Raw genomic sequence first — 12,444 nt, 5'->3', positions numbered from 1 at the left:
TCAGGCGTGATCGGGCCACGTACGCACAGTAGTGGAGCCGCGCTCGTGGACCGTCTCCCCGTCGATGAGGACCAGGTCCGCGCGCACGTCGTGCAGCGTGGTGTCCGGAGCGAACGGGTCGCGGTCCAGGACGACCAGGTCCGCGGCCTTCCCGGGCGTTAGGGTGCCGATCACGTCGTCGAGGTGGCTGACGTAGGCCGAACCCGACGTGTACGCGGTCAGCGCCTGCTCCAGTGTCAGGGCCTGCTCCGGGAGCATCGGGGTCTGGGACGCGGGCCACGAGGACTCGGCCGAACCCGGCGGCTCGGTGCGGTGGACCGCCACGTGGATCGCCGGCCACGGGTCCGGGGTGCTCACCGGCCAGTCGCTGCCCGCGGCCAGCCGGCCGCCGGCCCGCGCGATCGCGGCGAACGGGTACTGGTGCGAGACTCGTTCGGGGCCGAAGAACGGCACGCACAGGGTGTCGTTCTGCTCGTGGTGGGTCGCCCACAGGGCCTGGATGTTCGCCGTCACGCCCAGGGCGCCGAAGCGCGGCACGTCCGCGGGGTGGACCACGTGCAGGTGGGCGATGTGGTGGCGGCGGGTGGTGCCGCCGGCCTCCACGGCGTCGAGGCACTCGCGCACCGCGCGGTCGCCGATCGCGTGGAAGTGGACCGCGAAGCCCGCCCGGTCCAGCGCGGCGACGTGGTCCTTCAGCCGGGCCGGGTCCACATTGGACGTACCGCAGAAACCCTTGCCGACATAGGGCTCCAGCATGGCGGCGGTGAAGTTCTCGGCCACGCCGTCCTGCATGATCTTCACGATGCCGGCGCGGAAGCGGGTGGCCCCGGCGGCCAGCGCGCGGCGGGCCGTCAGGGTTTCCAGCTGCTCGGCGCCGCGTTCCCGCTCCCACCACAGGGCGCCGGCGACCCGTGCGCGGAGGCGGCCGGCGGCGTCGGCGCGCAGGTAGGTGCCGAGCTGGTCGCGTGAGCCCGCGTAGGCGCCGACGATGGCGTCCTGCCAGCCCGTGATGCCGAGCGAGAAGAGGTACCGCTGCGCCTCGGTCAGCGCCCGGTCGTAGTCCTCGTCGGTGTCCGGCGGCAGCAGCGGGGTGACGAGGTCCATGGCGGCCTCGTGCAGGACGCCGGTGGGGGTGCCGCCGGGGTCGCGCTCGATGCGGCCGCCGGGCGGGTCCGGGGTCGTGGCGTCGATGCCGGCCCGGGCCAGGGCCGCCGAGCTGACCCAGGCCGAGTGGTGGTCGCGGTTGGGCAGGAACACCGGGCGGCCCGGGGCGGCGGCGTCGAGGTCCTCGCGGCGCGGCAGGCCGCCGGGGAACGCCGACATCGACCAGCCGCCGCCGGTGACCCAGGGCCGGCCGGGGTCGGCGGCGGCGACGGCGCGCAGGTAGGCGTCGCGGTCGTGCAGGTCGGACAGGTCACAGCGCAGGCGCTCCAGGGCGCCGCTGACCGGGTGCACGTGGGCGTCGTGGAAGCCGGGCATGAGCATCCGGCCGGCCAGGTCGACCAGGTCGTACGGGCCGGCGCCCAGCGCCGCCCGCGCTTCGGCCGGGGTGCCGGCGGCCACGATGCGGCCGTCGCGCACGGCGAGCGCCCCGGCCCGGGGGCCGCCGAGCCCGGTCCAGACCGGACCGCCCGTGAACAGGATTCCGCCCATGGTCCACATTGTGAGGCAACCGGCGGGCCCGTATAGGGTGCGGGCGTGATTCGGGTACTGCTCGCCGACGACCACCAGCTCGTCCGGACCGGGTTCCGGGTCATCCTCGAGACGGAGGACGACCTGACCGTCGTCGGCGAGGCGGCGGACGGCCGGCAGGCGGTCGACCTGGCGCGCACCACCGACGCCGACGTGCTGCTCATGGACGTCGAGATGCCGGGGCTCGACGGGCTCGCCGCGACCCGGGAGATCACGGCGGCCGGGGCGGCGCCGGCGGTGCTCATGCTCACCACGTTCGACCGCGACGACTACCTCTTCGCCGCGCTCGAGGCCGGGGCCAGCGGGTTCCTGCTCAAGAACGGCACGCCCGAGGCGCTCATCGACGCGGTGCGGATCGTCGCCCGGGGCGACGCGCTGCTCGCGCCGGAGCTCACCCGGCGGGTCATCGCGGCGTTCGCGCGGCCGAAGACGCAGCCGTCGCGGCGCCTGGAGGAGCTCACGCCGCGGGAGCAGGAGGTCCTCGTCGAGCTCGCCGGCGGGGCGACGAACGCCGAGATCGCGGCGCGGCTGCACCTCGGCGAGGCGACCGTGAAGACGCACGTCAGCCGGGTCCTGACGAAGCTCGGGCTGCGCGACCGCACGGCCGCGGTGGTGTTCGCCTACGAACACGGGGTGGTGACCCCGGGTCCGTCGCGCGACGGACCCCGCGCGTAGATCGCGGGCCGGATTCGCGCCGCCGCCGCAGCGCCTAGCGTGGTCGGTATGAGCGACGCGCTGCAGCTGGAGGGGGTCGACCGGCGCTTCGGCGACCGGCCCGTCCTCACCGACGTCACGTTCGCGGTGGGCGCCGGTCGGATGACCGGGTTCGTCGGGGCGAACGGGGCCGGCAAGACCACGACGATGCGGATCATCCTCGGCGTGCTGGCCGCCGACGCCGGCACCGTCACCTGGCGGGGCTCGCCGCTGAGCCGGGAGGACCGCCGCCAGGTCGGCTACATGCCGGAGGAGCGCGGGCTGTACCCGAAGCAGAGCGTCCGCGAGCAGCTCGTCTACCTGGGCCGGCTGCACGGGCTCGGGCTGGAACGGGTGCGCCGCAACGCGGCCGACCTGATCGACCGGCTGGGGCTGGGGGAGCGGGCCGACGACCCGCTGCAGCAGCTGTCGCTGGGCAACCAGCAGCGGGCGCAGATCGCCGCCGCGCTGGTGCACGACCCGGTGCTGCTTGTCCTCGACGAGCCGTTCTCCGGGCTGGACCCCCTCGCCGTGGATGTGGTGCTGGGTGTACTGCGGGAGCGCACCGCCGCCGGCGTCCCCGTCCTGTTCTCCAGCCACCAGCTCGACGTCGTGGAACGGCTGTGCGACGACCTCGTCATCATCGCCGGCGGGCGGATCCGCGCCGCCGGCACGCGCGCCGAGCTGCGCGCCTCCTACGCCGAGCCCCGCTACGAGCTGCGCGTCGACGGCGACGCCGGCTGGCTGCGCGACCACCCCGGCGTGGCGCTCGTCGACCTCGACGGCGACCGGGCCGTCTTCGACCTCGCCGCGGACGCCGACGACCAGGCGGTCCTGCGCTCCGCGCTGGCCCGCGGCCCCGTGCGCTCGTTCGGCCCCGTCGTGCCGTCCCTGGCCGAGATCTTCCGAGAGGTGACCCGATGAACCGGCTGGAAGCCGTCCGGCTCGTCGCCGCGCGCGAGCTCAAGGTGAAGCTGCGCGACAAGACGTTCCTGTTCAGCACCCTGTTCTTCCTGTTCTTCGCGGCCGTCTCGACGATCCTGCCGGCCCTGTTCGCCGGCGGGCCGTCCAGCGTCGCGGTCGCCCGGGGCTCGGCCTACGAGGCGCCGCTGCGCGACGCCCGCCTCGAGGTCAAGGTCGCCGACAACCCGGAGCAGCTCGTGCGGGACGGCGACGCCGACGCCGCGGTCGTGGACAGGGGCGGCCGGCCCGAGGTGCTCGCGATGAAGTCGGCGCCGAACGACGTCGTGCGGGCGCTGTCGACGGCGCCCGACGTACGGCTGCTGGATCCGAAGGCCGTGGACGAGGTCGCCGCGTTCCTCGTGCCGTTCATGTTCGCACTGGTGTTCTTCTTCACGTCGCTGACCTTCGGCATCCAGATCGCGCAGAGCGTGGCCGAGGAGAAGCAGACCCGGATGGTCGAGATCCTCGTCGCCGCCGTGCCCGTGCGGGCGCTGCTGGTCGGCAAGGTCGTCGCCGGCGGCATCCTGGCCCTCGCCCAGGTCGCGCTCATCGCGCTGGTCAGCGTGACCGCCGCCCAGTTCACCGACGACGCCGGCAAGCTGCTGCCGCTGCTCGCCCCGGCGATGACCTGGTTCATCCCGTTCTTCGTGCTCGGCTTCGTCATGCTCGCCTCGCTCTGGGCGGCCGTCGGCGCGCTCGTCAACCGGCTCGAGGACGTCAACAACGCCGGCATGCCGGTCCAGCTCCTGGTGATGGCCCCGTTCTTCCTGGTCCTCTTCCTGCAGGACAACCCGGTCGCGATGCGCGTGATGTCGTACGTCCCGCTGTCCGCGCCCACCGCGATGCCCGTGCGCCTCTTCGACGGCGACGCCGCCGGCTGGGAGCCGTTCGCGGCCCTGGCCCTGCTGGCCCTCGCCACGGCCGGCGCGCTGCTGGCCGGGGCGCGCATCTACGAGGGCTCGCTGCTGCGCACCAACGGCCGCACCTCGTGGTCGGCGGCCTGGCGCGACCGGGAGCTGCGCCGGGTCTGACAGACTGGCGCAAATGGACTATCCCGCGCACCGGCTGGCGCACGAGGCGGCCCCTCCCTACCTCGGGGAGGGGCCGCACGCGCTGTGGCACTACAGCGAGGACCCCGGCCTCGGCCGGTTCCGGCCGCACACGCCCGTCACCAACCCCACCGCGCCGCCGCTGGTCTGGGCGGTCGACACCCGGCACGCGCCGATGTTCTGGTTCCCGCGGGACTGCCCGCGCGGGTGCGTCTGGCCCGTGTCGAGCACGACGGACGAGGACCGGGAGCGGTTCTTCGGGCAGAGCGCCGCCCCGCGCATCCACGTGACGGAGTCCGGGTGGCTCGACCGGATGCGCTCCTGCCGCCTGTACGCCTACCGCCTCCCGCCCGAGCCGTTCCGCCCGCACGAGGAGGTCGGCGGCTACTGGGTCAGTGACGAGCCGGTCGAGGCGCTGGAGCGGGTGAGCGTCGACGACCTCGTCGGGCGGCACGCGGCGGCCGGGATCGAGCTGCGGCTCACCCCGTCGATCCGGCCCTTCTGGAACCGGGTGACCGCATCGACGCTCGAGTTCAGCGGCTCCCGGCTGCGCAACGCCTCATAGCGACACCGCGTGCAGCGCCAGCCACAGCTGCACGCGGTCGGCCGTCGAGGTGAGCCGCCGGCCGGTCAGGCGCTCGATCTGCTCGATGCGGTAGCGGACCGTGTTGCGGTGCACGTAGAGCCGCGCGGCGACCTTCGCGACCGAGCCGTCGTCCTCGAGGTACGCCCGCAGCGTCTCGACCAGCGCCGCGCCCGATGTCGCGTCGAAGTCCAGCAGCGGCGCGAGCACCTCGCGGCCGAGGTCGGCCAGCGGCAGGTCGTCGCTGGCCAGCAGCAGGCCGGGCAGCGACAGCGGTTCCCGGCCGTTGACGCCGGGGCCGCGGCTGAGTGCCTCGCGGGCCTCGTAGAAGCTCCAGCGCAGGCCGTGCACGCCGGCGTAGGCGCCGCCGACGCCGACCCGGGCGCCGTCGCCGAGCTGCGCGACGTAGGCGAGGGTCTTCGCGGCGACGTCGGCCGCGCTGGGCGAGCGGCCGACGAGCACCACCAGGTGGTCGTCGAGGTGCGCGGTGGCGACCGGCTCGACGCCCGTCTCGGCGAGGGGGTAGACGCTGCCGGGCAGCGCCCGCAGGCCGGCCACGTCCGGCGAGGTGGCCAGGACGACCGTGTACGGGTGGGAGACGTCGACGCCGAACGCGAGCAGCCGCCGCTCGGCCTCCGCCGGGGCGATCGTGGTCCGCACGATGTCCTCGACGAGGTGGCCGATGAGCTCGCGCCGCCCGGCCAGGACGGCCTGGCGGCGGGCCAGCTCCAGCCCGACGAGGCCGGCCGCGTAGGGCAGGATGTCGTCCGGTCCGCCGCCCGCGCCGGCGACCGGCCCGGTGCACAGCGCCGCCTCGACCGTGCCGCCGACCTCGACCGGGTCCTGCCGGGCGGCGCCGGCCGGCCACGGCACCCCGGGTGGGGCCGAGGCGAACACGTGGCCGTAGGCGTCCACGACGCCGACCGGCGCGCCGACCATGCGCCGCAGCGCCTCGACCATGCCGGTGAGCCCGTCGCCGGACAGCAGCGCCCGGGTCAGCTCGTCGTGCATGCGCAGCAGGGCCCGCAGGCGGCCGTAGTGCGCGGCGAAGACGCGGTCGGCGACGAGCCGGTCGACGGCGATGAACGGGGTCTCGTACGGCACCTCGAGGATCGGCAGCCCCGCCGCCCCGGCCGCGGCCAGCGTCGCCGGCGGCACGGTGCGGTGGCTCAGGCCGGTGCCGAAGCCGATCGCGGCGGCCCCGCGCTCGGCGACCCGGCGCACGAACTGCCGCTGGGCGGCGGCGGTGCGCTGGCGCAGCCCGGTGGTGAGCACCAGCTCGCCGCCCTGCAGCCAGTGCCGCGGGTCGTCGAGCTCGGTCACCGCGCACCAGCGGACCTCCCGCTGCAGGTCCGCGCGGGAGCCGGCCCGCACGACGAGGTTGAGCCCTTCATCGGCGAGCAGATCCGCCAGGCGCACGCTCACGGCGTGACTGTACCGCCGCACAACGATTCGCTGAAGCATTGTGCGGCTGTCCATTGGAGTCGGTGCCTGATGTTCATACGGTTCCGTCACCAGATCGCAGCGAAGCGGAGGCCACAGCATGAGCGAGCCGGCGATCCGCCTGACGGGGCTGCGCAAGTCGTTCGGCGCGGTGCACGCCGTCGACGGCGTCGACCTGGAGATCGCCGACGGCGAGTTCTTCTCGATGCTCGGGCCGAGCGGCTCGGGCAAGACGACCGTGCTGCGGCTCATCGCCGGGTTCGAGTCGCCCACCGCCGGCACGATCGAGCTCGCCGGCGCCGACGTCACGCGGCGCCCGCCGTACGAGCGCGACGTCACCACCGTCTTCCAGGACTATGCGCTCTTCCCGCACATGTCCGTGCTCGACAACGTCGCCTACGGGCCGCGGGTGCGCGGCGTGGGCCGGCGGGAGCGGCGCGAGCGGGCCGAGGAGGCGCTGCGCTCGGTGCGACTGGACGGCTACGGCGCCCGGCGCCCGGCCCAGCTGTCCGGCGGCCAGCGCCAGCGCGTCGCCCTGGCCCGGGCGCTGGTGAACCGGCCGCGGGTGCTGCTGCTGGACGAGCCGCTCGGCGCCCTGGACCTCAAGCTGCGCGAGGAGATGCAGGTCGAGCTCAAGGCGCTGCAGCGGCAGGTCGGCATCACGTTCGTGTTCGTCACCCACGACCAGCAGGAGGCGCTGACGATGAGCGACCGCGTCGCCGTCTTCGCCGCCGGTCGCATCGAGCAGGTGGCCGCCCCGGCCGAGCTCTACGAGCGCCCGGCGTCCCCGTTCGTGGCCGGGTTCGTCGGTACATCGAACCTGTTCGCCGGCGACGAGGTCCTCGGCCGGCCCGGGTCGTTCGCCCTGCGCCCCGAGAAGATCCACCTCGACGGCAACGGCGACTGCGCGGCGCCCGGGACCGTGGCCGAGGTGGTGTACGCCGGGGCGTTCACCCGCCTGGTCGTCGACCTCGACGCCGGCCCCCGCCTGGTCGTGCTGCAGACCTCCGCGCCCGGCCTGGACGCCCTGCGCGACCGGCCCGTGCGCCTGACGTGGAACTCCTCCGATCTCATCGCTCTGGACAAGGAGTAGGCATGCGCCGATACATCGCCGTATTCGCGACCGTGCTGGCCCTCGCCGCCTGCGGGGACGACGCCGGCAAGGCCAACGGCCCGGCCGGGCCCGGCGGCGCCCAGCTGCCGAAGATCGACAAGCTGGCCAGCCTCGGGCCCGGCGAGGGCGCGGTGAACATCGTCGCCTGGGCCGGGTACGCCGAGAACGGCAGCAACGACCCGAAGGTCGACTGGGTGACGCCGTTTGAGAAGCAGACCGGCTGCAAGGCCAATGTGAAGATCGCCGGCACGTCCGACGAGATGGTCACGCTCATGAAGACCGGCGACTACGACGTGGTCTCCGCCTCCGGCGACGCGTCCCTGCGGCTCATCTACGGCGGCGTGGTCGCGCCGGTCAACACCGACCTGGTGGCCAACTACAAGGACGTCTTCGACGGGCTGAAGAACAAGGCGTGGAACTCCGTCGGCGGCGTGAGCTACGGCATCCCGCACGGCCGCGGCGCCAACCTGCTCATGTACCGCACCGACGTGGTCAAGCCCGCCCCGACCTCGTGGGACGTGGTGTTCGACGCGAACTCCCCGTACAAGGGCAAGGTCACCGCCTACGACTCGCCGATCTACATCGCCGACGCCGCGCTGTACCTCATGAAGCACAAGCCGGAGCTGGGCATCAAGAACCCGTACGCGCTGGACGACAAGCAGTTCGCCGCGGCCGTGGATCTGCTCAAGGGCCAGCAGAAGGTGATCGGCGAGTACTGGTCGGACTACACCAAGGAGGTGCAGGCGTTCAAGGCCGGCAACTCCGTGCTCGGCACCACCTGGCAGGTCATCGCCAACCTCGCCAAGGCCGACCAGGCGCCGGTCGAGGCGCTCCTGCCCAGCGAGGGCGCGACCGGCTGGTCCGACACCTGGATGATCGCGGCCAAGGCCAAGCACCCCAACTGCGGGTACCTCTGGATGAACCACATCATCTCCCCGGAGGCCAACGCCGCCGTCGCCGAGTGGTTCGGCGAGGCCCCGTCCAACCGCCTCGCGTGCGCCAAGACCGCCGACCCGCAGCACTGCGCCACCTACCACGCCGACGACGAGGCCTACTACGGCCAGGTCTGGTACTGGACGACCCCGGTCGCCGAGTGCCTCGACGGGCGCACCGGCGTGACGTGCAAGGACTACAGCGAGTGGACCAAGGCCTGGACGAGCATCAAGGGATGACGGGTATCAGGGATAGAGGATGACGGCGTTCTTCCATCGCCATCCGCGGGCCCGGCTGGCGGCGCTGCTCTCGGCGCCGCTGGCCTGGCTCGTCGTGGCCTACCTCGGGTCGCTCGCGGTGCTGCTCACCTCGGCGCTGTGGTCGGTCAACACCTTCACCGGCCAGGTGGTGCACACCGCGACGCTGGACAACTTCCGCACGATCCTGACCGAGCCGGTGTACCGCACCGTCGTGCTGCGCAGCGTCGCCGTCGCCGCCGCCGTCACGCTCATCGACGGGGTCCTCGCCGTGCCGATGGCGTTCTTCATGGCGAAGGTGGCCCCGCCGCGGTACCGGCGCATCCTGCTCGTCGCCGTGGTCACCCCGCTGTGGGCGAGCTACCTCGTGAAGGCCTACGCGTGGCGGGTCATGCTGGCCAACGACGGGCCGCTGGACCGCATCTTCGGCGGGCCCGGCTACGGGCTGCCGGCGACCGTGCTGGTGCTGTCGTACATGTGGCTGCCGTACATGATCCTGCCGGTCTACGCGGGCCTGGAGCGGCTGCCCGGCTCGCTGCTGGAGGCGTCCTCCGACCTCGGCGCCCGGCCCGGGCGCACGCTGCGCTCGGTGGTGCTGCCGATGCTCGTGCCCTCGATCGTGGCCGGCTCGATCTTCACGTTCTCGCTGTCGCTGGGCGACTACATCACCGTGCAGATCGTCGGCGGCAAGAGCCAGCTGATCGGCAACCTGGTGTACGCCAACATCGGCGCCGCCAACGACCTGCCCTTCTCCGCCGCCCTGGCCGCGATCCCGGCCCTGGTCATGGTCGTGTACCTGCTGGCGGTCCGGCGCACCGGAGCCCTGGAGAACCTATGACCCTGTCCCGTACGGCCCGCTGGGTGCTCGGCGCCGTCACGGCGCTCGGCCTGGCGTTCGTGTACGTGCCGCTGGCCCTGGTGGTGCTGAACTCCTTCAACGCCGATCGCACGTTCGCCTTTCCGCCGCGCGGGCTGACGCTCGGCTGGTGGTCGCGGGCGTGGGACAGCGCCGGCCTGCGCTCGGCGCTGTGGACGTCGCTGCAGGCGGGGCTCGGCGCCACGCTCGTCGCCCTGGTGCTCGGCACGATGGCCGCGTTCGCGGTGCAGCGCTACCGCTTCTTCGGCCGCGAGGCCGTCTCGCTGCTGGTGCTGCTGCCGATCGCGCTGCCCGGCATCGTCACCGGCATCGCGCTGGACACCGCGTTCCGCTCGGTCGTCGAGCCGCTCGGCGTCGGCAAGGGCCTGCTGTCGGTGGTGATCGGCCACGCCACGTTCTGCGTCGTCGTGGTGTACAACAACGTGCTGGCCCGGCTGCGGCGCACCGGCGCCTCCTACGAGGAGGCGTCCGCGGACCTCGGCGCCCGCCCCGGCCAGACGTTCCGGCTGGTGACGTTTCCGCTGCTGCGCTCGGCCCTGTTCGCCGGTGCGCTGCTGGCGTTCGCGCTGAGCTTCGACGAGATCGTGGTCACCACGTTCACCGCCGGGCCGGGCACCGAGACCCTGCCGATCTGGATCTTCAACAACCTGTTCCGCCCCAACCAGGCCCCGGTCATCAACGTCGTCGCCGCGGTGCTCGTGGTGGCCTCGATCCTGCCGGTGTACCTCGCCCAGCGCGTCTCCTCCGACGCCACCGGCGGGCGGCTCTGACCCCGCATAGCATGGCGGCATGACGCTGAACCTGTTCGCCGGCATCTCCGTGCGCGACCTCGCCGCCGCCGAGGACTGGTACCGGCGGCTGTTCGGCGCGCCGCCCACGTTCTACCCGAACGACGTCGAGGCGGTGTGGCAGCTGGCCGGGGAGCGGTTCGTCTACATCCAGCTGCGGCCCGAGCACGCCGGGCACGCGCTGCACACGCTCGTCGTCGACGACCTCGACGCCACCGTCGCCGGCATCGCCGAGCGGGGCCTCGAGCCGGCCATGCGGGAGACCTACGACAACGGCGTACGCAAAATCACCTACGTCGACACGGACGGTAACGAGATCGGCTTCGGCGGCCTGCCGGCCTGATCGCCGACGGGCCGGCGCGGCAGCGGGAAGCGGGCCCGGACGCGGAAGCCGGGGCCGCCGCTGCGCGGGCCGGCCTCCAGCTCGCCCGCGTGCGCGGCCACCCGCTCCCGCATGCCGATCAGGCCCAGGCCGCCCGGCGAGCGGCGCAGCGGGCCGTGCCCGTCGTCGGCGACGTCGAGCTCGAGCTCGTCGGCGTGGTAGCGGATGCGCACGTCCAGCTTCGTCGCCCCGGCGTGCTTCAGCGTGTTCGTCGCGGCCTCCTGCACGACGCGGTACCCGGCCAGCGACAGCGACTCGGGCAGCTCCACCGCGTCGCCGAACACGCCCAGCGACGTCTGCAGGCCGGCGTGGCGGACCGAGTCGAGCAGCTCGGGGACGCGGTGCAGCCCGAACGCGGCCGGCGCGGCGTCCGGCGCCGGCGCCTCCGGGCCGGGGTCGCCCTGGCGCAGCAGGCCGAGCATGCGGTGCAGCTCGTCGACGGCGGTGCGGGCGCTGTGCTCGACGGCGCTCAGCGCCTGCTTGGCCTGCGCCGGGTCGCGGTCGAGGACCCGGCGGGCGGCCGAGGCCTGCACGCCCATCACCGACACGTGGTGGGCGACCACGTCGTGCAGCTCGCGGGCGATGCGCAGCCGCTCGTGCAGCACCGAGCGGGCGGCCTCCTCCTCCTTCGCGGCCACCAGCTGCGCGGCCTGCGCCTCGACCTGCTGGCGGCGGGACTCGGCGATCCAGGACAGCTCGCCGAAGAAGTACGCGAACCCGAAGATCAGCACATTGATGAGCACGCCGTTGATCGCCGAGGCGAGGATCGGCGACACCGGCCCGTCGGCGTCGGCGAACTCGGCGGCGGACAGGGCGGGCAGCGCGATGAGGTAGGAGATGCCGAGCCACACGAACATCGCGGCGATGATCCCGGCCCGGATCCACGACGCCCGCCGGTGGTCGCGGCCCCACGCGCCGAGGGTGTAGATCGCGGCGAACAGGGCGCCGGAGGTCAGCTGCTGCTCGGGCGCGTGGCGGACCTGCCCGGCGATGAACGCCGCCGACACGACGATCGCGACGGCGTCGGGCCAGCGCCGCCGCACGCACAGCGGCAGGGTGACGAGGACGGCCCACAGCACCTGCTCGAACACCGCCGGCGGGTGCCCGAACGCGTAGAACCCGACGCTGCGCACCAGCGTCAGGCTCAGCAGCGTCGTCGCGGTGACGGCCAGCCCGATGCCGATGTCGATGCGCAGCCGCCGCCCGTCCGGCCGCGGCCGCTGCCAGCTCTCGCTCGTTTCCCCTGGTCCCACGCCCCGCAGTGTACGGGGGCGGCGCCCTCAGGCCCGCTGCCGCGCTCGCTGCCGGGGCTGCTGGGGGCCCACCTCGGCCCCAGGCGGGATCGGGCGCCGGCGCCGCATGTAGTGCTCGATCGCGCCGCTGGCCTGGCCGTCCCTGACCGCCGTCTGCACCGCCTCGCGCAGCCAGTTGGGCAGGCGGCCGCCCAGGGTCGAGCCGTTCTCGACCATCCAGCCCTGGTTGCCCAGCTCGTTGAGCAGCGCGATCTTGCTCGCCACGGCCCCCGACCGGACGCTGTCGCCGTCGACGATGACGGCGGCCATGCCGTACTCGCCGGCCTCGCGCTGCTCCTCGGACATTGTCGACACGAAATACAGGTAGCCGTACTCCCACTTCACGCTCACCCGGCGCAGCCTGCCCCAGCGGCCGTG

General features: G+C 73.6%; 13 protein-coding genes. 9 read left to right on the top strand and 4 right to left on the bottom strand.

All coding sequences use genetic code 11. The annotated features are described in order from the left end of the window. A complete protein-coding gene (locus ACQEVU_RS27410; protein ID WP_433328372.1) occupies nt 1-1,653 on the bottom strand; it encodes an amidohydrolase in 1,653 nt (550 codons plus the stop codon). A gap of 45 nt (nt 1,654-1,698) precedes the next feature. On the opposite strand from ACQEVU_RS27410, the gene ACQEVU_RS27405 reads away from it, so the two are divergent. Genes ACQEVU_RS27405 through ACQEVU_RS27390 form a run of 4 tightly spaced genes read left to right on the top strand, consistent with a single transcriptional unit; the run spans nt 1,699 to nt 4,962 of the window. Next, a complete protein-coding gene (locus ACQEVU_RS27405; protein ID WP_433328370.1) occupies nt 1,699-2,367 on the top strand; it encodes a response regulator in 669 nt (222 codons plus the stop codon). A gap of 48 nt (nt 2,368-2,415) precedes the next feature. Further along, on the top strand, nt 2,416-3,309 hold the full coding sequence (locus tag ACQEVU_RS27400; RefSeq protein ID WP_433328368.1) for an ABC transporter ATP-binding protein: 894 nt from the start codon (nt 2,416-2,418) through the stop codon (nt 3,307-3,309). Further along, complete coding sequence (locus ACQEVU_RS27395) at nt 3,306-4,379, top strand: ABC transporter permease (RefSeq protein WP_433328366.1); 1,074 nt, start codon at nt 3,306-3,308, stop codon at nt 4,377-4,379. The genes ACQEVU_RS27400 and ACQEVU_RS27395 overlap by 4 nt, the downstream gene beginning before the upstream one ends. 13 nt (nt 4,380-4,392) lie before the next feature. Further along, nucleotides 4,393-4,962 carry a DUF6886 family protein gene (locus tag ACQEVU_RS27390; protein WP_433328364.1) on the top strand — a complete coding sequence of 190 codons (570 nt, stop codon included), beginning with the start codon at nt 4,393-4,395 and terminating at the stop codon, nt 4,960-4,962. Here ACQEVU_RS27390 and ACQEVU_RS27385 read toward each other — a convergent pair. Then, complete coding sequence (locus ACQEVU_RS27385) at nt 4,957-6,405, bottom strand: PucR family transcriptional regulator (protein WP_433328362.1); 1,449 nt, start codon at nt 6,403-6,405, stop codon at nt 4,957-4,959. The two genes, ACQEVU_RS27390 and ACQEVU_RS27385, sit on opposite strands and share 6 nt — an antisense overlap. Nucleotides 6,406-6,523: 118 nt before the next feature. Between ACQEVU_RS27385 and ACQEVU_RS27380 the strand changes: the two genes are divergently transcribed. Genes ACQEVU_RS27380 through ACQEVU_RS27360 form a run of 5 tightly spaced genes read left to right on the top strand, consistent with a single transcriptional unit; the run spans nt 6,524 to nt 10,735 of the window. After that, nucleotides 6,524-7,516: an ABC transporter ATP-binding protein gene (locus tag ACQEVU_RS27380; protein WP_433328360.1), complete on the top strand. Its 993-nt coding sequence runs from the start codon at nt 6,524-6,526 to the stop codon at nt 7,514-7,516. A 2-nt stretch (nt 7,517-7,518) separates the two neighbouring features. Continuing rightward, a complete protein-coding gene (locus ACQEVU_RS27375) occupies nt 7,519-8,709 on the top strand; it encodes an ABC transporter substrate-binding protein (protein ID WP_433328358.1) in 1,191 nt (396 codons plus the stop codon). Nucleotides 8,710-8,728: 19 nt separating this feature from the next. Beyond that, nucleotides 8,729-9,565, top strand: coding sequence for an ABC transporter permease (locus ACQEVU_RS27370; RefSeq protein ID WP_433328356.1), 837 nt, complete (start codon nt 8,729-8,731; stop codon nt 9,563-9,565). Next, nucleotides 9,562-10,374 (top strand): ABC transporter permease, encoded by an 813-nt coding sequence (locus ACQEVU_RS27365; RefSeq protein ID WP_433328354.1) that lies wholly within the window; start codon nt 9,562-9,564, stop codon nt 10,372-10,374. Before ACQEVU_RS27370 ends, ACQEVU_RS27365 begins: the two co-directional genes overlap by 4 nt. A gap of 19 nt (nt 10,375-10,393) precedes the next feature. Next, nucleotides 10,394-10,735 (top strand): VOC family protein, encoded by a 342-nt coding sequence (locus ACQEVU_RS27360; RefSeq protein ID WP_433328352.1) that lies wholly within the window; start codon nt 10,394-10,396, stop codon nt 10,733-10,735. On the opposite strand, the gene ACQEVU_RS27355 is transcribed toward ACQEVU_RS27360, so the two are convergent. Then, the gene (locus ACQEVU_RS27355) at nt 10,684-12,027 is read right to left on the bottom strand and encodes a sensor histidine kinase (protein ID WP_433328350.1); all 1,344 of its coding nucleotides are present in this window, start codon (nt 12,025-12,027) and stop codon (nt 10,684-10,686) included. The genes ACQEVU_RS27360 and ACQEVU_RS27355 overlap by 52 nt on opposite strands. Nucleotides 12,028-12,054: 27 nt before the next feature. Continuing rightward, nucleotides 12,055-12,417, bottom strand: a complete 363-nt coding sequence (locus ACQEVU_RS27350; protein WP_433328348.1) for a hypothetical protein — start codon at nt 12,415-12,417, stop codon at nt 12,055-12,057. Nucleotides 12,418-12,444 lie beyond the last annotated feature (27 nt).

The organism is Dactylosporangium sp. CA-139066 (assembly GCF_050936175.1).
GTDB lineage: Bacteria > Actinomycetota > Actinomycetes > Mycobacteriales > Micromonosporaceae > Dactylosporangium.
This window is presented reverse-complemented; position numbering and strand designations above follow the sequence as displayed.

What these genes read in the sequence shown, in the direction of transcription:
- ACQEVU_RS27370 (WP_433328356.1), top strand. Translation starts at nt 8,729, where the DNA reads ATGACGGCGTTCTTCCATCGCCATCCGCGGGCCCGGCTGGCGGCGCTG.
- ACQEVU_RS27365 (WP_433328354.1), top strand. Translation starts at nt 9,562, where the DNA reads ATGACCCTGTCCCGTACGGCCCGCTGGGTGCTCGGCGCCGTCACGGCG.
- ACQEVU_RS27380 (WP_433328360.1), top strand. Translation starts at nt 6,524, where the DNA reads ATGAGCGAGCCGGCGATCCGCCTGACGGGGCTGCGCAAGTCGTTCGGC.
- ACQEVU_RS27375 (WP_433328358.1), top strand. Translation starts at nt 7,519, where the DNA reads ATGCGCCGATACATCGCCGTATTCGCGACCGTGCTGGCCCTCGCCGCC.
- ACQEVU_RS27395 (WP_433328366.1), top strand. Translation starts at nt 3,306, where the DNA reads ATGAACCGGCTGGAAGCCGTCCGGCTCGTCGCCGCGCGCGAGCTCAAG.
- ACQEVU_RS27410 (WP_433328372.1), bottom strand. Translation starts at nt 1,653, where the DNA reads ATGGGCGGAATCCTGTTCACGGGCGGTCCGGTCTGGACCGGGCTCGGC.
- ACQEVU_RS27400 (WP_433328368.1), top strand. Translation starts at nt 2,416, where the DNA reads ATGAGCGACGCGCTGCAGCTGGAGGGGGTCGACCGGCGCTTCGGCGAC.
- ACQEVU_RS27360 (WP_433328352.1), top strand. Translation starts at nt 10,394, where the DNA reads ATGACGCTGAACCTGTTCGCCGGCATCTCCGTGCGCGACCTCGCCGCC.
- ACQEVU_RS27390 (WP_433328364.1), top strand. Translation starts at nt 4,393, where the DNA reads ATGGACTATCCCGCGCACCGGCTGGCGCACGAGGCGGCCCCTCCCTAC.